This window comes from Pectobacterium aroidearum (assembly GCF_015689195.1).
In the GTDB taxonomy this organism is placed as follows: Bacteria; Pseudomonadota; Gammaproteobacteria; order Enterobacterales; family Enterobacteriaceae; genus Pectobacterium; species Pectobacterium aroidearum.
In genome coordinates, this window is record NZ_CP065044.1 from 3,677,795 (window position 1) to 3,700,547 (window position 22,753).

A 22,753-nucleotide genomic window follows, 5' to 3' on the forward strand; every position below is an offset into this window, starting at 1 on the left:
GAACTTACATCAAGTAAGTGACTGGGGTGAGTAAGGGAATCCAACGCACATGCAGCTTGAAGTATGACGGGGATAAAACAACCTGGAGGTTTTAAAACATGCTCACCGTCATTCCTATTTTGATCTTTGTTGCGCTCATCATCGTCTGGTCAGGCATCAAAATCGTACCTCAGGGATATCAATGGACTGTAGAACGGTTTGGTCGCTATACCAAAACGCTGATGCCAGGGCTTAATCTGGTGGTGCCATTTATGGATCGCGTCGGCCGCAAAATTAATATGATGGAACAGGTGCTGGATATTCCCTCACAGGAAATCATTTCGAAAGATAACGCCAATGTGACTATCGACGCCGTATGTTTTATTCAGGTTATCGATCCGGCGCGCGCCGCCTATGAAGTCAGCAATCTGGAACAGGCGATCGTCAACCTGACGATGACCAACATCCGTACCGTACTGGGTTCGATGGAGCTGGACGAAATGCTGTCTCAGCGCGATAGCATTAATACCCGCCTGCTGCACATCGTGGACGAAGCAACCAACCCATGGGGCATCAAAATCACCCGTATTGAGATCCGCGACGTCCGTCCGCCAACAGAGCTGATTGCCGCGATGAACGCGCAGATGAAAGCAGAACGTAACAAGCGTGCCGATATTCTGGAAGCCGAAGGGGTACGTCAGGCAGCGATCCTGAAAGCCGAAGGGGAAAAACAGTCGCAGATTCTGAAGGCGGAAGGTCTGCGTCAGTCCGCATTCCTGGAGGCTGAAGCGCGTGAGCGTGCGGCAGAAGCTGAAGCTCAGGCTACCAAAATGGTGTCCGAAGCTATCGCGGCGGGCGACATTCAGGCAGTGAATTACTTCATCGCGCAGAAATATACCGATGCGCTGCAACAGATTGGTTCTTCCAATAACAGCAAAGTCATCATGATGCCGTTGGAAGCCAGCAATTTAATGGGAGCCATCGGCGGGATTGCAGAGCTGGTTAAAGACAGCAAAGAAAGCCGAGGTAAATAATGGGCATTGAACTGGTGATGGAAAATGCGCACTGGTTCTGGCTGTCGCTCGGCGGCCTGCTTTTAGCCGCCGAAATGCTGGGCGCCAGTGGCTATTTACTGTGGAGCGGCTTATCGGCGGTATTGGTTGGGCTGTTAACGTGGGTCATGCCGCTGGGCTGGCCATGGCAGGGAACAATTTTTGCCATCCTGACGATCGTCACGGCGCTGCTCTGGTGGTATTGGCTGCGTAAACGGACGCTGTCACGTCCACAGTCAACGCTTAACCAACGCGGGCAACAGCTGCTTGGCCTGCGCGCCACGCTGACCGAACCGGTGACCAACGGTTTCGGCCGGGTAAACATTGGTGACAGCAGTTGGCGTGTGAAATCAGAGCAGGATCTGCCTGCTGGTACGCATGTTGAAGTGATTGCCATTGATGGCATCACGCTGCATGTGCGCCCAACAGAGCGCTAGCCGCACACATTCAGGGGAGCCCGTCTCCCCTTTATGACGGCTTACTTTTTTGGCGATTTATGCTTCTGACTGTTTATTCTTCTGACTACTTACTTTTCTGACAACAGCCCGCCAGATTATTGATTATCGGACAGTCTGCTCCGCCGTCACCTGGACACTGTTCGGCCAGCGCCAGCAACTGTTCACGCATCGCTTTCAACTCTTCGATATGCATCTCGATTTCCTGCACTTTCTGCAAGGTACGCGCTTTGACATCCGCACTTCGCCGCAGCGGATCGTTAAATAGCGTCACCAGTTCCCGGCATTCATCCAGATTAAAGCCAACCTGACGTGCCTGACGCAGCAGCGTAAGCTCTTCGACGTGATGGTCGTCGTAGCTACGGTAACCATTTTCAGAACGCAGCGGCGTAGTCAGAAGTTCTTTTTCTTCATAGAAGCGAATGGTTTTACTGCTAAGACCGGTTTTTTTCGCAACATCACTGATATTCATGATTTCCCCCTTGACCCTCCCCTTGCTAGAAGGTTTACCTTATCCAATAACTAGTAGAAATCAGATAGCCGGTCAACGTCTTTCACCTCCGGCTGTGATCACGGGAGAAAATTATTATGTCACAAACCATCGTGTTGTCATTGCAGGGACTGACCTGCGGACACTGTGTTCAACGCGTTAAAAAAGCACTGGACGCGCTGCCTGCGGTCGAACACACCACCGTCACACAACAGTACGCCAGCGTCAGCGGCGATGTTGATTCGCAGACGTTGATCGACACCATTGAGCAGGCTGGCTACGAAGCACAGCCTGCGACTACACCGGATGTGTCCCTCCAACTTTCCGGCCTGAGCTGCAATCACTGCGTCGCCGCGACACGTAAAGTGCTGGAAGCCATTCCCGGCGTCGTGGCAACGGATGTCACCACAGAGCAGGCCGCCGTGTATGGCAACGTTGAGGCCACGGTACTGATTAGCGCGATTGAAGAAGCCGGCTATCACGCCAGCGTACAGGAGAGCGTTCACCCAAAAACTGAGCCGCTGGCACAGGTAGCGACAACGCCGGAAGCGCTGCCAGCGGCCGAGAACACTCTTCCGGTAACGACAACACTCGCCACCAACGATGACGACAGCGTGCAGCTCCTGCTCCAAGGCATGAGCTGCGCCAGCTGCGTAAACCGCGTACAAACAGCGTTGCAAAGCGTCAGCGGCGTCACGCAAGCGCGGGTAAATCTGGCCGAACGCAGTGCGTTGGTCAGCGGTCATGCGGAACCGGAAGCGTTGATTGCCGCCGTAGAGCAAGCAGGCTATGGGGCAGAAATTATTCAGGACGAAGAAGCGCGCCGCGCGCGCCAGCAGCAAACCTCGCAGCAAGCTATCCGCCGTTTCCAATGGCAGGCCGCACTGGGCTTGCTGCTTGGTGTACCGCTGATGTTGTGGGGCGTATTGGGCGGCAGTATGAGCCTGACGCCAGAGAACCAAACACCGTGGCTCATCATCGGGATATTGACGCTGGCGGTGATGGTGTTGGCTGGCAGCCATTTTTACCGTAACGCCTGGCGTAGCCTGAAAAACGGTGCCGCCACCATGGATACGCTGGTCGCACTGGGAACGGGCGCAGCATGGCTTTATTCCATTACCGTTAACCTGTGGCCAGAGCTTTTCCCAATGGCAGCGCGCCATCTTTACTACGAAGCCAGCGCGATGATCATCGGTTTAATCAATCTGGGCCATGCGCTGGAGCAGCGCGCCCGCCAGCGATCTTCTCGTGCGCTGGAACGGCTACTCGATTTGACGCCCCCTACCGCACGCGTCGTGACGGCAGAAGGTGAAAAATCCATTCCGTTATCCGACGTACAGTCCGGCATGACGTTGCGCCTGACAACCGGCGATCGTATTCCTGTCGATGGTGAGATTTTGCAAGGCGAAGTGTGGGTGGATGAAGCCATGCTGACCGGGGAACCGATCCCACAATCCAAAACGACTGGCGACAACGTGCATGCCGGTACGCTGGTTTCCGACGGCAGCGTCCTCTTCCGGGCGGACGCGATCGGCAACCAAACGACCCTGTCGCGAATCATCCGGCTGGTCAGACAGGCGCAAAGCAGCAAACCCGCCATCGGTCAGTTAGCGGATCGTATCTCTGCCGTGTTTGTTCCCGTTGTCGTGGCTATCGCACTTCTCAGTGGCGCGATCTGGTTCTTCGTGGGGCCACAGCCGCAGATGGTCTATACGCTCATTATCGTCACGACTGTCCTAATCATTGCCTGCCCTTGTGCGCTTGGGCTGGCAACGCCGATGTCGATTATTTCCGGCGTCGGACGTGCCGCAGAGTTTGGTGTACTGGTACGGGATGCCGATGCCTTACAGCAGGCCAGCAAGCTGGATGTGCTGGTGTTTGACAAAACCGGTACGCTAACCGAAGGGCAGCCGCGCGTCGTGGCGGTTCATACCTTCGGTGATGTGACGGAAACACAGGCGCTGGCCTGGGCGGCCTCTCTCGAACTGGGCTCTAATCACCCGCTGGCAAAAGCGATTCTTGAACGCGCAGAGAATCTGCCGCTCACCCCAGCCGAGCAGTTCCGTACGCTACGCGGTCTCGGGGTCAGCGGCAAGATCGGCGACACCAACTTGCTGCTGGGGAATCCAGCTCTACTCAAACAGCATCAGGTCGATATCACCGAAGGTGAAACGCTGATCAACGAGCAGGCTCAGCGCGGCATCACACCGGTGTTGCTTGCGGCGAATGGTCGCATCATCGCGGTGTTATCTATCCACGATCCGCTGCGCGCAGATAGCATCAGCGCCTTACAGCGTCTGCACCGGCAGGGCTATCAGCTCGTTATGCTAACGGGAGACAACCCGCTCACAGCGAAGAGCATCGCGACAGAAGCGGGTATCGACCAAGTGATTGCCGGGGTGCTGCCAGACGGCAAAGCGGACGCGATCAAAAAGCTACAGGCTCAAGGCAAACGCGTGGCAATGATTGGTGACGGCATCAACGATGCGCCAGCACTGGCGCAGGCTGATGTCGGCATTGCGATGGGCGGTGGCAGCGATATTGCGATTGAAACCGCCGCTATCACGCTGATGCGTCACAGCCTGCATGGCGTCGCCGATGCGCTGGCGCTCTCCAATGCCACGCTGCGCAACATGAAGCAGAACCTGCTAGGCGCGTTTATCTATAACTCGCTGGGGATCCCGATCGCGGCAGGCGTGCTTTACCCGCTGACCGGCGCGCTACTCAGCCCGGTGGTCGCCGGTGCCGCTATGGCGCTCTCCTCCATCACGGTAGTCAGTAACGCCAACCGCCTGCTTCGCTTTAAACCTAAAAGTGAGTAATGCAGACGCGGCACGTCTCAACAACGTGCCGCGTTTGGCTTTTCCGAAAATCATCGCGTTTTTATCGCCTGTAGCCAGAGCGATTCCATCAGGTTCACACCAGCATCGGTATACCTTGTATTGTGCCGCATCTAGCGTTTAGCATAGTTATTCCACATCAGGAGACGGAACCCATGGGGCAATTGCTGCGTAGAATCGCGACTTTTCTTGGTTTTATTTCACCGCTGGCTTATGCCTACCCGGCGATAGACGTCCAACTTGCCAATGCGCGGCAACTGCATCTGGTCGGCAGTATTCATATGGGTAGTCAGGATATGGCACCGCTACCCGATGCGCTGCTGCAACAACTCCGTCAGGCGACCGCACTGATCGTCGAAGCCGATATCTCTGATGCACACTCCCCCTTCGGCCATAATGATGCCGAGTCGCCGCTCGTACAGCGCCTCAGCCCGGAAAACTACCGTCAATTGCAAAAAATCTGCGAATCGCTTTCTTTCGATGAGAGCAATATCGATACGCTGCCAGCCTGGCAGGCCGCGCTGATGCTGCAAGCAAGACAGGCACAATTGCTGGGCTTACGCCCCGACTACGGTATCGATTATCAGTTGATCAACGCAGCGAAATCTCAGGGTATTCAGGTCATCGAACTGGAAGGGCAGCAGACGCAGGTTGATTTGTTACAGCAACTGCCGCAGGGCGGCCTGCTGCTACTGGAAGATACGATTAAACACTGGCACACCAACGCACGTCTGCTGCAAACGATGGTAGGTTGGTGGCTAGACAGCAGGCCCGGCCAATATAAGCCGGATATCCCTGCGACATTCAGCAATGAAATGACCGACCTGCTGATGGGTCAACGTAACCGTCGTTGGCAACAGCAACTTCAGGCGCTACCGCCCGGAAACTACGTTGTGGCCGTCGGCGCACTGCATCTGTATGGCGATGAGAACTTACCTACTCTGCTCAACAACGGTCATTCCGCAACGCAGTAAAAGAACACATTATGGCGCGCAACCGCGTCTGCAAGATAAGACCCGCTCAAGGGTTAAGGATAGTGAAATCATGACACCCGCAGTCAATCTGCTCGAAAAGAATAAGGTCGCTTTTACGTTACACAGCTACCACCACGACAGCGACGAAACCAATTTTGGCGAGGAAGCAGCCAGAAAGCTGGGACTGAATAAAGAACAGGTTTATAAAACGCTGCTCGTTTCCCTGAATGGTGATGCGAAGAACCTCGCCGTGGCCGTCACGCCGGTTTCAGGAATGCTTGATCTCAAGAAAGTTGCTCGCGCGCTGTCGGCCAAAAAAGCCGATATGGCCGATCCGATTATCGCTCAGCGTGTCACAGGTTATCTGGTAGGAGGAATCAGCCCGCTGGGGCAAAAGAAACTGCTGCCGACCGTGATTGATGAACCGGCACGCCAGTTCGAGAGCATTTTCATTTCCGGCGGTAAGCGCGGTCTGGATATTGAGCTATCGGCAGACGATCTGGCGCGACTGCTGCGCGCAACCTTTGCTGATATCGCCAAGCATGATTAATGCCCGTCATTAAACGGGCATCATCTTCCGGGCGAGGTGCCTCAAAGTGAAGCAGGTAGCAGGGAACTCCACGGCCAGTGTGTCCCCCGCTACCGCCTCATATACTCGTCATACTTCAAGTTGCATGTGCGTTGGCTGCTTTCAGTCACCCGAATCACTTACTTGAGTAAGCTCATCGGGATTCCTTCCCTTGCCGCCTTCCTGAAACTCGAATTATTTAGGGTATAATCGATTACTGATCGACTTTCGCCCCTTTATCCAACTGCATCACCGGACCTTCTTTCACATTCAGCGTCAGGCCTTTGGTTTGCAGTTCCGCATTCCTGACGCGAATCCCTTTATCCGCATCAATGCGCACGTTATCAAAGTGGAAACCGCTGAGCGGGGCTTCCGGCACGCCGATAATGTAAGCCGCGGCCTTGGTCTTACCGGTCGACTCCAGATTCTCAATGGTCACATTGCTGAAATGCGGCGTTTTGTATTGATCAAACGGCTGCGCTGGATCGGTATCCGGTGGGTAAATCTGCTCACCCATCGTGAAGCCGCCTTCGGCCAGCATCTTATCGACTTCAACCTGCACTATCGGCGCGGCTTTGTAGTAAGCAGCAAAGACGAGTGGGATTTCGACATCCACCATTTTGGTATTACGGTAGGTGATATTTTTCACTTCGCCGCCTTTACCACGCAGGGTTTTAATGCGGATACCGTACATGGAACCTTCAAACTGGTTGTTTTCAACCAGCACGTTATTCACACCACCAGAGGTTTCGCTGCCGATCGAAATACCGCGCCCCTGTTTCAGGATATTGTTAGCAATATAAATGTTATCCACGACGCCATTCGGGAAGCGGCTATCCGGCTTCTCGGCTTTTATCGCAATATGGTCGTCATTACAGTCGATATAGTTGTTGGTGATACGGATATTCTGACTGTCGATCGGGTCGATAGCATCGGTATTTGGCGCATGCCACGGCGACAGAATGCGCGTGCCGTTCACATCCACATCGTGCGAATAACGCATCACAATGTGAAAGCTTGGAGAATGCGTGAGCGTGACGCCATCTACCAGCACGTTGCTGGAACTTTTGATATAAATCAGACGAGGACGATCGGTTCCGCCCTTTTTGCCCGTTGCACGAATATTCTCACGCCAGCGTTCCCACCAGACGGCGCCCTGTCCATCAATGGTGCCCTGACCGGTGATAGCCACGTTCTGCGCGTCGGCAATACTGATAAAGGGAAGCCAGCCATTTTCCGCTTCAGCGTATTTGGTTTTTTCCGTTGCGCGATACGCCGCGATTTCGGTCGACGCAACGATAGTTGCATCTTTTGCCAAATCCAGTCGGATGTTACTTTTCAGGAACAACGGATCGACCAGATAGTTACCGCGAGGTACGTGTACCGTTCCGCCACCAGCCGCAGCGCAATCATCAATCGCTTTCTGGAAAGCTTCGGTATTTAGTGCGATCTGTAGGCGGTGACCTTCGGCCCCGTATTGTGTGACGTCACAGATTTTATCGGGGAATTTCACTGAACTGGCCGCTTGTGCCGTGCCAGCTTGAATACCCAGAGTGATGCAGGAAGCCATTAATGACAGAGCAAGACCACTACGCATACTTAACCTCACCAAATAATGAAATATCGTTTTAATAAAATACCACCAACATTCCAGTAAAAAGCGAGGGACGATCACGTTTTAGATGTATTCGTAATAATTACAATAAGATATGAATTTTTCTGTGCAATTGCCCTATTCACATTTTGCCAATCGCCATAGGATGAAGATCGCTCTGTCTGGTCGTGGGCAACGCAGTGTGAAAGGAAGCGAAAAGAAAGCAGGATTAAGAAATGGTGCTGGCCTGAGCGACCAGCACAAATAAGATGAATAGCGCTATGCCGTCAGGCGAGCGAAAGCGTCACGGATTTCCTGTTCAGGTAAGTCCACACCAATAAACACCAGCACGCTCTTCTTTTCTTCATCAGGCTGCCATTCTCTGTCCCAGTCGGCGCTGTACAAGCGCTGAACGCCCTGAAACAGCAGACGCCGGTCATCACCGTTAATGGCCAGAATGCCCTTATAACGCAGCAAATTATCGGAGAATTGCAGCAGCAGATTTTCCATTACATCAGAGACGGCCTGAAGCTCAACCGCCTTATCGAGATAGACGACGATCGACTGCACGTTATTCTGCGCGGGGGCAATAAAGCGAAACACCGGCGTTTTCACATCCAGTTCATCGCTGAGAACAAAACCATCAATGTTGAACAGCACGCTCAGATCGATATCGCCGTGTACGACAGGATAGATCGGTGCACGCGCATTAATGCGCTGAAGACGCGGTAGCAGCGTTTCGTCTTCGTTTGCCACATCGGTTTTGGTTAACAGTATACGGTCGGCATAGCCAATCTGCGACTGCGCGATAGTAAATTGATCGAGCTGCTGTTGCGCATGCACCGCATCCACCAGCGTGATAATACCGTCCAGAACAAAACGCTCGCAGATAACCTCATGAGAGAAGAAAGTCTGCGCCACTGGCCCCGGATCGGCCATACCGGTACATTCAATAATGACGTGATCAAAATCCAGCGTACCGTTATCTACGCCATCAATCAGATCGAGCAGCGCATCGGCCAGCTCATTGGACTGCGTGCAGCAGATGCAGCCGTTGCTCAGCGTCGTAATCTGGCTGGCGCGTTCACCGATTAACGTATTATCAATCGGGACTTCACCAAATTCGTTTTCAATCACAGCAATTTTGTAGCCGTGGTCTGCATTCAGGATATGGCGTAATAAGGTGGTTTTTCCCGCGCCGAGAAAACCGGTCAGGATAGTGACATACACGGGGGTAGCCACATCAGAGGATAAAGGTTGAGTCATAACAGGTTCCAAGTCGTTAACAGCAGCGCATCCCGCCTTTGCCATCTCCGCCGTAACGCGCCTGCTGGCGTTCGCGGAAAAATTCTTCGTACGTCATCGCAGGTTTATCCGGGTGATTGGTCTGCATATGCTGCACATAGGTATCGTAATCTGGCATACCGACCAGCATACGCGCCGCCTGGCCCAAATATTTTCCTGCTTTTCCCAGATTGCCAAACATCATTACCTCCAGACTATCACCAGCAATCGCAGCTAGATAAAAAATACCCTGTATAACGTTATACATTATACAGGGTATCTGTACCCGTCATCTTTCGCGTTCAACCTTGCTAGCTGTCTCGCAAAATCAGACGGGCATGTGGCTTAGTGGCCGGAAGAGACTTTCACGCCACCTTCAGGAACCGGAACATACGGCGTTTCCTGATCGGTACGTTCAGCCACTTTACGTGCAGCCAGTGCCGCTTTGATACCGTACGCGATAATGCTGTACACCACGATCAGGAACAGAATGCTCAGACCGGCGTTGGTATAGTTGTTTGTCACGATATGGTTCATATTCGAAATCTGCTGTGCGCTCAGATCGGCACCGCCTTCTGCAATTTTGCCCTTGAACATGTTCGCCATGTAGAAGAAGCCTTCCAACTGTGGGTTGTCGCTGAACAATTTCAGCCCCAGCGCCCAAGTCGTACAGATCAGCAGCCAAATCGCCGGAAGCAGCGTGACCCAGATGTACTGTGTACGTTTCATCTTAATCAGAATTACTGTACCCAGAATCAGCGCGACGGCAGCCAGCATCTGGTTAGAGATACCGAACAGCGGCCATAGGCTCTTCACGCCGCCCAGCGGATCGACCACGCCTTGATACAGCAGGTAGCCCCACAGACCGACGCAGCCCGCCGTACCGATGATACCAGCAATCAGCGAGTCAGTTTTCTTCAGGAACGGAACAAAGTTACCCAACAGATCCTGCAACATGAAGCGGCCCGCACGCGTACCCGCATCCAGTGCGGTCAGAATGAACAGCGCCTCAAACAGAATACCGAAGTGATACCAGAAGCCCATGTCGGCACCAGGAATGATCTGGTGGAACACGTGTGCGATACCAACAGCCAGCGTTGGTGCACCGCCTGCACGGTTCAGAACGGAAGGTTCACCGATGTCTTTCGCCGTTTGCAGAATCTGCTCAGGAGAAATCACGAAGCCCCAGGAGCTAACGGTCGCCGCCGCGTGGGCGGACACATCCTGCAGTTGCGCCAGAATCATCGGCGCATCCGCCGTGCCCAGTCGGTGCAGGTCTGGCATCGTAATCCCCAGCGCCGCTGGTGGCGTGTTCATCGCGAAGTACAGACCGGGTTCGATAATTGATGCCGCAACCAGCGCCATCACCGCAACGAAAGATTCCATCAGCATGGCACCGTAACCGATGAAACGCGCATCGTTTTCGTTAGCCAGCAGTTTCGGTGTGGTACCGGATGCAATCAGCGCGTGGAAGCCGGATACGGCACCACAGGCGATAGTAATAAACAGGAACGGGAACAGCGTACCTTTCCAGACCGGGCCGGTGCCATCCACAAACTGCGTGACCGCTGGCATTTTCAGATCCGGGTTCAGGATCACGATACCAATCGCCAGACCGACGATGACACCGATTTTCAGGAAGGTTGCCAGATAGTCACGCGGAGCCAGAATCAACCATACTGGCAGCAGTGCCGACACGAAAGCATAGCCAATCAGCGTATAGGTAATCGTCGTATCTTTGAAGGTCAGCGCCGGGCCCCAGTACGGATCGTGGGCAACCACGCCACCGAACCAGATCGCCAATACCAACAGCACGATCCCCATCACCGAGACTTCACCGACTTTACCCGGACGGATAAAGCGCATGTAGATGCCCATAAACAGCGCGATCGGCACCGTCGAACAAACGGTAAAGACGCCCCATGGGCTTTCTGCCAGTGCTTTCACCACGATCAGCGCCAGTACGGCAAGAATAATGATCATGATCAGGAAGCAACCGAACAGCGCAATCGTACCCGGTACAGGCCCCAGCTCTTTCTTGACGATTTCGCCTAGCGACGTGCCATTACGACGGGTTGAAATAAACAGAACCATGAAGTCCTGTACTGCCCCCGCCAGCACCACCCCCGCCAGAAGCCATAAGGTGCCCGGCAAGTAGCCGACCTGCGCGGCCAGTACCGGCCCAACCAGCGGACCCGCACCTGCGATAGCGGCAAAGTGGTGTCCGAACAGGACGTTACGGTTCGTCGGCACATAGTTGAGGCCGTCGTTATTAACAACGGCAGGGGTTGCTCTGGTCGGATCCAACTGCATGACTTTTTGTGCGATATACAGGCTGTAGTATCGATAGGCCACGAGGTAAACGGCGACAGAAGCAACAATAATCCATAATGCACTGACATGCTCACCGCGACGTAGTGCGACTACGCCGAGGCAGGCAGCCCCAATGATTCCAAGAATCATCCAGGGGATGTGTTTAAGAATGGAACTGCTCTTCATAAGACATCCTTCAATTAAAAATGATAATCGTTTGATTTTGTTAGCTGTGGAAAAAGAAACCCTGGTAAAGCGTCGTGCGATCACGTGAGTCATCGCGTATTTCAGATAAGGAAGATAGTGGCGGCACAGTACGTCATCGCGTACGCGCGTGGGGCGGGTATTTGGGTAGGCGGCAGAATAGCGTGCTAAGCGGTTAGAATGACGCAGTGAGTGGCTGGGGAAAAATTGGGCTACATCAAAAAGAAAAGGCCGCGACATTCGCGGCCAGTAAAATGTTGAGTATCGTGAGCGATTACGGAACCTGATACGCCAGCTTGTAATTACCTGCCGTTACGGTGCGGAATGTCACACTGTCCGTGCGCCAGCGGATTTCTACTTCCGCGGGGGACTGCAGTTTCCAACTGGACGCATCGTTGACGTTCAACACCAGTCGGTCAATGGTCGCGACATCGGCCGCTGGATCGGTGATATCAAGCGCGAAGGCAAAGGCAAGCGAATCCGGCACGCCGTTATTGGATGAGAACAGTTGCGTCCACTGTGCCGCCGTAATAGCACCGAGTTCAGTTGGCGTCATGCCGTCTGCAATCAACGCCGTAGCCCCTGCCGTATTGGCTGACAGCGCGCCAATATCCACCCACGCCCCGTTGCGCAAGACATGCCAGTTCACCAAATCCCGCGTCACGGCAACACGCACTTTACCGTTGCCCGTCTGCGTTGCCGTTAACGTTGCGGCATTGATTTTTACCCATGCAGCGGACGTCAGTGATTTTTGAATGGCAATTTGTGTATAAGGAATATACGACGACAGTAAATCAAGTTGAGCATTACCAACAATCTTGATTGGTAACAAACCAGAGATTGATTCATTTGATATCCAACCTGAATTAATGAATCCGCTGTCAAAATCAGCCGAGGAAATCTCAGTCAATTCTCCATTATTTGCAGAATACCATTTATCATTGCTGCTAATTAAAACCTTTCCAGCCTGGAATAAGTTAAGTTTCTTTAATGTCAGGTAGTTATTGTTGTTGCCACCAGCGGTAACAAACAGTCGAAAGCTCTTATATTCTCCAGCGGGAGAGAAACTATAATTACGGACAGCACCGAGCGTATTATTGACATCATTATTTACAACATGTAAATCATCCCAACTTGCCCCCCCATCATTAGACCCCTGAAAAATCCAGTTTTTCGGGCCATTATTATAAATGACCGTCCTGTTAGCAAAGCTATAACCGGAAATTTTCGTCGGGACTGGTAGGTCAACTCTAATCCAATGGGGATTATCTACGGTCGCGGCATTTAACGCCCCCCAACAATCATATTCATTACTAGATAGATTATTGTCATTATCAAATGCAAAGTAGGGTAAAAATTGAGGTCTGGACATATCACTGGCACTAATAACATAGCCGACTGGATTTGTATTTGATGTCATTTTCGGAACAACAGATTTTTCAACAACGGAAAGATTAATCAACTTTCCATCAGCTCGAACTGGTGCAGAATAAATGCCGTCATGATTATCAAGTGTAAATATACCGCCGGTATATTCATGCATTGCGCCGTCCAAAACAACCGCACTCGTCGCGTTATAATTAGGCTCACTCGACGCATTAAAGTCATCAACGACATAAGTTTGGTTTGCTGCACCTGCTTCTTCTTTCAGCGCGTACGCCGCGAGATTAAACGTGCTTTGTGGGCTAATGCTGAACGCGTGATTTTGCCCTGCCGTTGCCCCCTGACGATCGGCAACGACATAGCCAGAGCCACCGCTACCGGAACCACCACCCGTAGCACTGATTACCGTTTTCTCACTCGCAGGGTTATAGCTCAGCGTGACGCCCGCCCCCGCTTCCAGCGAGGAATGAATAAGCTGTTTTGTTTTTTGTGTGTAATCGGTGATTTCCGCTGTGGTATGGGTGTGCCCGACAGCCGCAACACCCATTTGTGCTGGCGTTGGTGAAACATCACCGCTGCCCAGTAGCGACTGACCAAAGAGCGTGCGGATAGTGGTGCCAGAAATTAACTCACCCTGCTTTGCATTCCAGACCGCTTTTTCATCCGGCGTGGCAAATTTTCTGGTGGCCGTTTCAGTAATCTGATCGGCCGTATAGTCGCCAGGCTGTGCAGTGACGACCCCCGTCCGCCCAAATACGGAAGCAACGCCAGAAATTCCTGGCTCTTGCCCATTACCAGAATGACAGCAAGAGTGAGGATTAACCTGAATAGGAGGATGAGCGATACATGTTGATTTGCCTGTGCTGTCACAAACATTGATTTCAATATTGATGTCTTTCATGGTGTTGATGACTCCGTTAATAAAAGGCATAAGGAGTATCACTTATTTGACCGGGGTATTATTTTAAAGCGCTTTACTAATCTGCTATGTCCTTTTCTATAAAAGTCAGCATAAAAAAGGCCGCGATATACGCGGCCAGTGAAATAGGTAATCGGAAGACAAATTACGGAACCTGATACGCCAGTTTGTAATTGCCTGCCGTTACGGTACGGAATGTCACGCTGTCCGTGCGCCAGCGGATTTCCACTTCCGCGGGGGACTGCACTTTCCAGTTGGACGCATCGTTGACGTTCAGCACCAGTCGGTCAATGGTCGCGACATCGGCCGCTGGATCGGTGATATCAAGCGCGAAGGCAAAGGCAAGCGAATCCGGCACGCCGTTACTGGATGCAAACAGTTGCGTCCACTGTGCCGCCGTAATAGCGCCGAGTTCAGTTGGCGTCATACCATCTGCAATCAACGCCGTAGCCCCTGCCGTATTGGCTGACAGCGCTCCAATATCAACCCACGCCCCGTTGCGCAAGACATGCCAGTTCACCAAATCCCGCGTCACCGCAACACGGACTTTACCGTTGCCCGTCTGCGTTGCCGTTAACGTTGCGGCATTGATCTGGCTATAACTGGCTAATGACGTCAACGCTGACTGGGTCAGAATCTGTGAGTATGGCGTGTATTTCGTCTCAATATTCATTTCCGAATTGGAGATGACTTTCACAGGGCTAGTGAATAATGATGGCAGGTTATTAACGCCGCCAATTCCCTGTGAACTAATTTTTTCCGCGGTTAATTCACCGACAATCTCTTCCAATAATCCATTATTGACACCGTAATTTTTACCGCCGTAATTAATTACAAACTTATCCAAGGATTCATAAATTTCCAATTCATCAACACCGACGAATGATGATAATACTCCATAGTTCGCTAGCGTGATATGAATACGATAATATTGATAACTGATATCGTTATTAATAACATACGTACGTTTCTGCCCAGGAACATTCTGGGTATCATTTGTAATAGAGTGTAATACCGTCCATGTCACCCCATCATGACTCCCCTGAAACGTCCAGGTACGCGGCGAATTGGAATACCCGGACTGATTACGGGTCACAACGGAATAGCCTTTAGCAAGCACGGACGCAGGGAGCTTTACGCCGACCCATTGTGGCGATGACACGGAAGGTGCGCCATCGCTAGTCCATGAATCAGTCCCCCCAACCTGAGATCGGTTAAACGCTTTATATATTGCAGATCCGGCCTGCGGGTCTCTACTGTTTGAGCTTGCGATTGCTTCATAGCCCGATGGCGCGTTATTCGCTGTCATTACAGGAATGATGCTTTCCGCTGTAACTGGTGTTGTCGATGTTTTCTGAAGAATGCTTATCAACTCTCCATCCGCTTTTATTTCGGCAGAGTAAAATTCTCCATCTGGTGTTAACTGGTAATTTGAACCAGTATAAAGGCTGGCTATACCGTCAAAAATAACATCATTTGTTGCGTTGTAATTGGGCTCACTTGAGGCATTAAAGTCATCAACAACATAAGTTTGGTTTGCTGCACCAGCGACTTCTTTCAGCGCGTACGCCGCGAGATTAAACGTGCTTTGTGGGCTAATGCTGAACGCGTGATTTTGCCCTGCCGTTGCGCCCTGACGATCGGCAACGATATAGCCAGAACCACCGTTACCGGAACCACCGCCTGCAGCGCTGATAATGGTTTTCTCATTCACCGGGTTATAGCTCAGCGTGACACCCGCCCCAGCCTCCAGCGAGGAATGGATAAGCTGTTTTGTTTTTTGTGTGTAGTCGGAGATGTCCGCTGTGGTATGTGTGTGTCCAATCGCAGCAGCACCCATTTGCGCTGGCGTGGGTGAAACATCACCGCTGCCCAGCAGCGACTGACCAAAGAGCGTGCGGATAGTGGTGCCAGAAATTAACTCATCCTGCTTCGCATTCCAGACCGCTTTTTCATCCGGCGTGGCAAATTCTCTGGTGGCGGTTTCGGTGATCTGATCGGCCGTGTAGTCACCGGATTGTGCGGTTACGACACCGGTTCGCCCGAATACGGAGGCAACACCCGAAACACCGGGCTCTTGACCGCTTCCGTTATCTGAATGACAACAAACAGGGGGATGAACGGTACATGTTGCTTTACCTGTACTGTCACAAACATTGATTTCAATATTAATGTCTTTCATGGTATTGATGACTCCGTTAATAAAGGGCATAGGGAGTATCGCTTATTTGACAGGAGCATTATTTTAAAGCGCTTTACTAATCTGCTATATCTTTTTCTATAAACATCAGAATAAAAAAGGCCGCGATATATACGGCCTGTGGAATAGGTAATCGGAAGACAAATTACGGAACCTGATACGCCAGTTTGTAATTGCCTGCCGTTACGGTGCGGAATGTCACACTGTCCGTACGCCAGCGGATTTCCACTTCCGCAGGGGACTGCAGTTTCCAACTGGACGCATCGTTGACGTTCAGCACCAGCCGGTCAATGGCCGCGACATCAGTCGCCGGATCGGTGATATCAAGCGCGAACGCAAAGGCAAGTGAGTCCGGCACACCGTTATTGGATGCAAACAGCTGTGTCCACTGTGCCGCCGTAATAGCGCCGAGTTCAGCTGGCGTCATGCCGTCTGCAATCAGTTTCGTTGCGCTCGTCGTATCTACTGACAACGCCCCCACATCAACCCACGCCCCGCTCCGCCACACATGCCAGTTCACTAAGTCCCGCGTGACAGCGACACGCACTTTACCGTTGCCAGTTTGCGTAGCTGTCAGCACTGCGGAGTTGATTTGTGGCCATAACGCCGCACTCGACAGGGCTTTCTGTATTGCAATTTGAGGAGGCGGTGTATATAGCACTTTTGCATCAATATTTTTTGATGAAAAAATCGTTACTGGCTGTATTCCTGACAATGATGATTCAGGTATGACGCCAGATGACAAAAAACCATTATTATAAAAATCTTCCGCCACAGATGGTGCTGGGACCGATGTTAATACCCCATTATTCGCTGAATACCACTTACCATCACTGCCGTTAATCAACAGTCGCTCTCTGCGGAATATTTCAAGCTCCCCAATTTGAACGTGTGGACCAGCATTTTGCTCGGTTATTAAAATACGGAATGATGAATACGGCGTGTCATTGGTGAACGTATATTCTCGAACCGCCCCCTTCCCATCGCGAGTATCATTAGATACCGTATGTAACGTATGCCACGTTGTACCATCATTACTCCCCTGAAACATCCACGATTTCGGGCTGAGTGGCCCAGGATTCAGGTTTTCGTTTGTTATTCTGTATGTATCAATCAATGCAGGAGCCGCCATAGTAATACGCAGCCAATGTGGGTTAGCCACTGTTGGTACGGTTTTGGATGCCCAGTATCGATTTAACGTTCCGTTGAATGCTGTCCACGCCGCGTATTGCACTGAATACTCAGACGATGCGTCAACCGTGTAGCCAACTGCACTATTATTTGCTGTCATCACAGGAATCAGCGTTTTATTAACAGCATCAATTTCAATGCTTTCACCGTCTGATTTGATTGGTGACGAATAAAAATTACCGGATTGCACCAGATTATATAGCTTTCCGACATAGGGGCGTAATGTATTATCAAAAACAGCAGCATGAGTTACGTTGTAGTTCTCTTCGCTAGACACGCCGAAATCGTCAACAACATAAGTCTGATTCGCTGCGCCAGCGACTTCTTTCAGCGCGTACGCCGCGAGATTAAACGTGCTTTGTGGGCTAATGCTGAACGCGTGATTTTGCCCCGCCGTTGCGCCCTGACGATCGGCAACGATATAACCAGAACCGCCCGTACCCGAACCCGTACCACCGCCTGCAGCGCTGATAATGGTTTTCTCATTCACCGGGTTATAGCTCAGCGTGACGCCCGCCCCGGCCTCCAGCGAGGAATGAATGAGCTGCTTCGTTTTTGATGTGTAGTCGGTGATGTCCGCTGTGGTGTGAGTATGCCCAACCGCCGCGACACCCATTTGCGCTGGCGTAGGTGAAACATCACCGCTGCCCAGCAGCGACTGACCAAAGACCGTGCGGATAGTAGTACCGGAAATTAATGCATCCTGCTTTGCATTCCAGACCGCTTTTTCATCCGGCGAGGCAAATTTTCTGGTGTCCGTTTCCGTAATCTGATCGGCCGTATAGTCGCCTGATTGTGCAGTGACAACGCCAGTCCGTCCGAATACGGAAGCAACACCGGAAACACCAGATTGCGGTTCGCACTGATTATCCGTATCCACCAGGCAACAGGTGTGAGGATTGATCTGAATTGGGGGATTAACAACACACGTTGATTTTTCTGCGCTGCCACAGACATTGATTTCAATATTTACGCTTTTCATAGTACCGACTACTCCGTTAGTGAGGGTGCATCAGGAGTATCGTTTATTTGGCGGGTCTGTTATTTTAAAGCGCTTTACTAAACATAAGATTATTTAATCAATTAAATCAGCAAATTAGATTCGCTTCATTTTTGCAATGAAAGGGCTAAATGCCGCACAGCCACTAAGAACTCGTCCCAGAAAAAATGGCGGCTTAAGTCATCAGCAATAGAGACAAAAACCGCCATCATTATCCGTTATTTATAAACGATCTCACCTTTCGGCGCGTAGGCTTCTGCATCCAGCGGAGAATGCTTCTCGATGTACTGCTTCAGCACTTCAGCATCGACAAAACCGGTGTTCACATAGCCCGGCAGGTTATCAAGACGCGGGTAGCCATCACCGCCCATCGCATTAAAGTTCAGCGTTGCCATGCGGTAGACTTTATCTGCCTGCAACGGCTCACCTTTAATTTTCACGTTCTGTACGCCCTGTCCGTCCGCCGTCAGGCTGACGTTGAGGAATTGCGCATAGGCACCGGAATCCACCTTTTTATTCGCTGCTACGGCCAGGTATTTCTCGACATCGCTGCCTTTCATATCCACATAAACCAGCGTATTGGCAAACGGCTGAACCTTAAGGACATCTTTATAGGTGATATCGCCTGATTCAATCGAGTCACGTACGCCACCGCCGCTCATAATGGCAAAATCCGCCTCTGCACGCTCAAGCTGTGCCGACAACAGCACGTGTGCCAGATTGGTCTGACGGAAACGCACCTGATTACGATCGCCTTCCAGTTTGCCTTTCACACTACCGATCTTGATGCCCAGCTGCGCCTGTCCTTTCTCCTGGAACGGCGTTAGCATTTTCATGACGTCAGCATCCTGCGTGATTTCCTGCGTATAGAAAACACGTTCGGTCTTGCCGTCCTTTTCTACCTTTTTCTTCAGGTTGATTGGAATCAGCTGGTAATGCTCAAGCTTCAATTCACCATTGCGGAATGTGAAATCAGCACGGCCAACATATTTCCCCCACTCATGCGCCTGAACAATCCAGGTGCCGTTCTGACGATCGGGAGCACAAGGCGTGCCCGGCACATAATCCACCTGTTTTTTATTCTCCTGCGCCATACAGACCGGATCTTGCGAGTGCCCCCCGACAATCATGTCCAAATAGCCGGCTGGCAGGCTACGCGCCATTTCTACATCACCCGGTGCATTGGAACCGTGATTACCGTCGTCATAATGCCCCATGTGCGTCGCAGCAATAATCACGTCAGGCTTTTCACTCTTCCGTAATTGCTCAACAACCTGCTTCGCTTCCGTAGAAGGATTACGGAATTCGATATCGGAAAAATACTCAGGATTGCCTAATTTGGCCGTATCGTCCGTTGTCAGGCCGATAACCGCGATTTTCACACCTTGCTTGTCGAACAGGGCATAAGGCTTAAATAAGCGCTCATTGGTGCTTTTTTGGTAGATATTGGCCGATAACAGCGGGAATTTTGCCCATTTCTCCTGCTGGCGCAGGACAGACAGCGGATTATCAAATTCGTGGTTGCCAAGCGCCATCGCATCATAGCCAACCATGTTCATACCACGAAAATCGGGCTCCGCATCCTGCAGGTCGGACTCAGGCACGCCAGTATTAATATCACCGCCGGAGAGCAGCAACACGCTGCCGCCTTTACTCGCCACTTCCTGACGAATCTGATCGACCAGCGTTTTTTGCGCCGCCAGCCCATATTCACCGTAGTCGTTATGCCAGAAGTGGCCGTGGTGGTCATTCGTATGCAAAATGGTGATGGCGTATGTTTTATCTTTCTCCCAAGCCATTGACATAACAGGCGTTAGCGCCAGCGATACCGCCATCGCACATCCCAGAGCTTTTATTGAAAAGCGCATGATAAATCTCCGTTTATTTTAAAGACCCAGTGGAACCACTGAGAAATTCACCACACAAATTAGCACAGCAAGATGAACAATGCGCGAAGCACATTCGCGCCGTACATCAGCAATGTGTGATAGCCGACAAAATCAGATGAGGTATAGCCGCTCTAGTCATAGCTCGCTGACCCGACACTGTCGTCGTGCCGTCACGAACTCTTGCTAATATGAATGCTTCATCGGAATAACCCGGTATCACACCGTTTATCCTCTGTTTTCCGGTGTTTTACGTCAGTGGATAAAAATATTCCGCTGAATACACAGAAAAGCAGTAAGGCATTAGCACCAATAACATCACACTATCAGAATAATTACACATGTTTATCAATGCTTATCGCGAGAAACCATCACGAAATCTGTGTTACACTACCTTTAGCTGGAGAAACTGATATTTTTCATAAAATACCACTTTTACCCAAGCAACATTTCGCTATATGCAATAGAATTTGTGTATACCCAGAATAATTGGCGTTGCAGCCAGACAGCAAACGAACGGATCCAACACGCTTTTCGGTACATATATAAGAGTGATAAGGGTACGTAGCGCCGCTAACCACGCTGTAGCTTCAAGGCAAGAAGGGTAAATCCGCTCAATTATGTTTCACCTATGGCACAAGGAGTTGGGATGCATGCTGCAACACCGCTAATTTCTACTATCGCTGGAGGGCTGGTTCTTGCCTTCCTCCTTGGCATTCTGGCAAATCGCCTGCGAATCTCCCCCCTTGTTGGTTACCTTGCCGCAGGTGTCCTTGTCGGTCCTTTTACCCCTGGTTTTGTCGCTGATACCTCACTGGCATCAGAGCTGGCTGAGCTTGGCGTCATTCTGCTGATGTTTGGCGTTGGCCTGCACTTCTCGCTGAAAGACCTCATGGCGGTAAAGTCCATCGCCATTCCCGGAGCGATAGCCCAGATTGCCGTGGCGACGCTGCTTGGAATGGGATTATCCGCCATGCTGGGCTGGAGCCTGGCGAGCGGTCTGGTTTTCGGCCTCTGTCTGTCCACCGCCAGTACCGTGGTTCTGCTACGCGCGCTGGAAGAACGACAGCTTATTGATAGCCAGCGCGGTCAAATCGCCATCGGCTGGCTGATTGTGGAAGATCTGGCGATGGTGCTTACGCTGGTTCTGCTGCCAGCCTTCGGCGACATGATCGGCGCTGAGCATGCCGACACCAGCAAGCTGCTGGCCGATTTAGCCTGGACCATCGGCAAGGTGATTGCCTTTATCACCCTGATGATTGTCGTCGGTCGCCGTCTGGTACCGTGGGTGTTGGCAAAAAGCGCCAGCACCGGCTCACGCGAGCTTTTCACACTGGCAGTGTTAGCCATGGCACTGGGTATCGCCTTCGGCGCAGTGAAACTGTTTGATGTCTCCTTTGCGCTGGGCGCATTCTTCGCCGGTGTGGTGCTAAACGAATCAGAACTCAGCCAGCGTGCGGCGCACGATACGCTGCCGCTGCGCGATGCCTTCGCCGTCCTGTTCTTCGTTTCTGTCGGTATGCTGTTTGATCCGATGATCCTGCTGAACGACCCCATTTCCGTGCTGATCACTCTGGCCATTATCGTGTTCGGTAAGTCAGCCGCCGCTTTCGTGCTGGTTCGACTCTTTGGCCACTCAAAACGAACGGCATTAACGATTTCCGCTAGTCTGGCGCAGATCGGAGAGTTTGCCTTTATTTTGGCCGGGCTCGGCATTGTGTTGGGGCTACTGTCAGAAGAAGGTCGGAATCTGGTACTGGCCGGCGCCATTCTCTCTATCATGATAAACCCACTGTTGTTTACGCTGCTTGAACGCTATCTGGCGAAGCATGAAACCATCGAAGAGCAGATCGTGGAAGAAGCGATTGAGGAAGAGAAACAGATTCCTGTCGATATGTGCAACCATGCGCTGCTGGTCGGCTATGGTCGCGTAGGTAGCCTGATTGGCGCCAAATTGCATCAGGCAGGGATTCCTATCGTGGTCATTGAGAATTCACGTACCCGCGTTGATGCCTTGCGTGAGCAGGGTATTAAAGCGGTATTGGGTAACGCCACTAAGCCTGAAATCATGGACATTGCGCGGCTGGACTGCGCCCGCTGGCTATTGCTGACGATTCCGAACGGTTATGAAGCCGGAGAAATCGTCGCAGCAGCCCGTGAGAAACGCGCCGATCTGGAGATTATCGCCCGCGCGCACTATGACGATGAGGTCAGCTACATTACCGAGCACGGTGCCAACGAGGTGGTCATGGGCGAGCGGGAAATCGCCAACAGCATGATCACACTGCTGAAGCTGGATGAGATCCCTCCTGCACCTCAGGCGTGTCCTATCTAAACGGCTAGATGCAGAATACGAAAATGGCGGGCCCATAAGCCCGCCATTTTTTTGTGCTGTGCGATATGTTTTTAAACGCCGCCAGA

At 51.7% G+C, this 22,753-nt stretch carries 15 protein-coding genes; 6 read left to right on the forward strand and 9 right to left on the reverse strand.

Going from position 1 to position 22,753, the window contains the following annotated elements; all coding sequences use genetic code 11:
- The first annotated feature begins 98 nt into the window (after nucleotides 1-98).
- Both I2D83_RS16480 and I2D83_RS16485 read left to right on the forward strand, forming a co-directional pair.
- Nucleotides 99-1,013, forward strand: a complete 915-nt coding sequence (locus I2D83_RS16480; RefSeq protein WP_015839389.1) for an SPFH domain-containing protein — start codon at nucleotides 99-101, stop codon at nucleotides 1,011-1,013.
- Nucleotides 1,013-1,468: an NfeD family protein gene (locus I2D83_RS16485; protein ID WP_015839388.1), complete on the forward strand. Its 456-nt coding sequence runs from the start codon at nucleotides 1,013-1,015 to the stop codon at nucleotides 1,466-1,468. Before I2D83_RS16480 ends, I2D83_RS16485 begins: the two co-directional genes overlap by 1 nt.
- Before the next feature lie 85 nt (nucleotides 1,469-1,553).
- Here I2D83_RS16485 and cueR read toward each other — a convergent pair whose 3' ends face one another.
- On the reverse strand, nucleotides 1,554-1,958 hold the full coding sequence (gene cueR / locus I2D83_RS16490) for a Cu(I)-responsive transcriptional regulator (RefSeq protein ID WP_015839387.1): 405 nt from the start codon (nucleotides 1,956-1,958) through the stop codon (nucleotides 1,554-1,556).
- 116 nt (nucleotides 1,959-2,074) lie between these two features.
- Between cueR and copA the strand changes: the two genes are divergently transcribed.
- From copA to ybaK, 3 genes are all read left to right on the forward strand, one after another.
- Entirely contained in the window at nucleotides 2,075-4,798 is a 2,724-nt protein-coding gene (gene copA, locus I2D83_RS16495) for a copper-exporting P-type ATPase CopA (RefSeq protein ID WP_205946935.1), read from the forward strand.
- 173 nt (nucleotides 4,799-4,971) lie between these two features.
- A complete protein-coding gene (locus I2D83_RS16500) occupies nucleotides 4,972-5,790 on the forward strand; it encodes a TraB/GumN family protein (RefSeq protein WP_205946936.1) in 819 nt (272 codons plus the stop codon).
- A 70-nt stretch (nucleotides 5,791-5,860) separates the two neighbouring features.
- Nucleotides 5,861-6,340: a Cys-tRNA(Pro)/Cys-tRNA(Cys) deacylase YbaK gene (gene ybaK / locus I2D83_RS16505; RefSeq protein ID WP_205946937.1), complete on the forward strand. Its 480-nt coding sequence runs from the start codon at nucleotides 5,861-5,863 to the stop codon at nucleotides 6,338-6,340.
- A 232-nt stretch (nucleotides 6,341-6,572) separates the two neighbouring features.
- Here ybaK and I2D83_RS16510 read toward each other — a convergent pair whose 3' ends face one another.
- From I2D83_RS16510 to ushA, 8 genes are all read right to left on the reverse strand, one after another.
- On the reverse strand, nucleotides 6,573-7,955 hold the full coding sequence (locus I2D83_RS16510; RefSeq protein WP_205946938.1) for a glycoside hydrolase family 28 protein: 1,383 nt from the start codon (nucleotides 7,953-7,955) through the stop codon (nucleotides 6,573-6,575).
- A gap of 276 nt (nucleotides 7,956-8,231) precedes the next feature.
- Complete coding sequence (gene yjiA / locus I2D83_RS16515) at nucleotides 8,232-9,218, reverse strand: GTPase (protein WP_181844579.1); 987 nt, start codon at nucleotides 9,216-9,218, stop codon at nucleotides 8,232-8,234.
- Between the two features lie 16 nt (nucleotides 9,219-9,234).
- The gene (locus I2D83_RS16520; protein ID WP_005976130.1) at nucleotides 9,235-9,438 is read right to left on the reverse strand and encodes a YbdD/YjiX family protein; all 204 of its coding nucleotides are present in this window, start codon (nucleotides 9,436-9,438) and stop codon (nucleotides 9,235-9,237) included.
- Between the two features lie 143 nt (nucleotides 9,439-9,581).
- The gene (locus I2D83_RS16525) at nucleotides 9,582-11,735 is read right to left on the reverse strand and encodes a carbon starvation CstA family protein (RefSeq protein WP_015839379.1); all 2,154 of its coding nucleotides are present in this window, start codon (nucleotides 11,733-11,735) and stop codon (nucleotides 9,582-9,584) included.
- A gap of 292 nt (nucleotides 11,736-12,027) precedes the next feature.
- The gene (locus tag I2D83_RS16530) at nucleotides 12,028-14,037 is read right to left on the reverse strand and encodes a discoidin domain-containing protein (RefSeq protein WP_205946939.1); all 2,010 of its coding nucleotides are present in this window, start codon (nucleotides 14,035-14,037) and stop codon (nucleotides 12,028-12,030) included.
- 163 nt (nucleotides 14,038-14,200) lie between these two features.
- The gene (locus I2D83_RS16535) at nucleotides 14,201-16,237 is read right to left on the reverse strand and encodes a discoidin domain-containing protein (RefSeq protein ID WP_205946940.1); all 2,037 of its coding nucleotides are present in this window, start codon (nucleotides 16,235-16,237) and stop codon (nucleotides 14,201-14,203) included.
- Between the two features lie 163 nt (nucleotides 16,238-16,400).
- Nucleotides 16,401-18,428, reverse strand: a complete 2,028-nt coding sequence (locus I2D83_RS16540; RefSeq protein WP_205946941.1) for a discoidin domain-containing protein — start codon at nucleotides 18,426-18,428, stop codon at nucleotides 16,401-16,403.
- A gap of 236 nt (nucleotides 18,429-18,664) precedes the next feature.
- Nucleotides 18,665-20,314 carry a bifunctional UDP-sugar hydrolase/5'-nucleotidase UshA gene (gene ushA / locus I2D83_RS16545; RefSeq protein WP_205946942.1) on the reverse strand — a complete coding sequence of 550 codons (1,650 nt, stop codon included), beginning with the start codon at nucleotides 20,312-20,314 and terminating at the stop codon, nucleotides 18,665-18,667.
- 667 nt (nucleotides 20,315-20,981) lie between these two features.
- Here ushA and ybaL point away from each other — a divergent pair.
- Nucleotides 20,982-22,667 carry a YbaL family putative K(+) efflux transporter gene (gene ybaL / locus I2D83_RS16550; protein WP_015839373.1) on the forward strand — a complete coding sequence of 562 codons (1,686 nt, stop codon included), beginning with the start codon at nucleotides 20,982-20,984 and terminating at the stop codon, nucleotides 22,665-22,667.
- The last annotated feature ends 86 nt before the right edge of the window (nucleotides 22,668-22,753 follow it).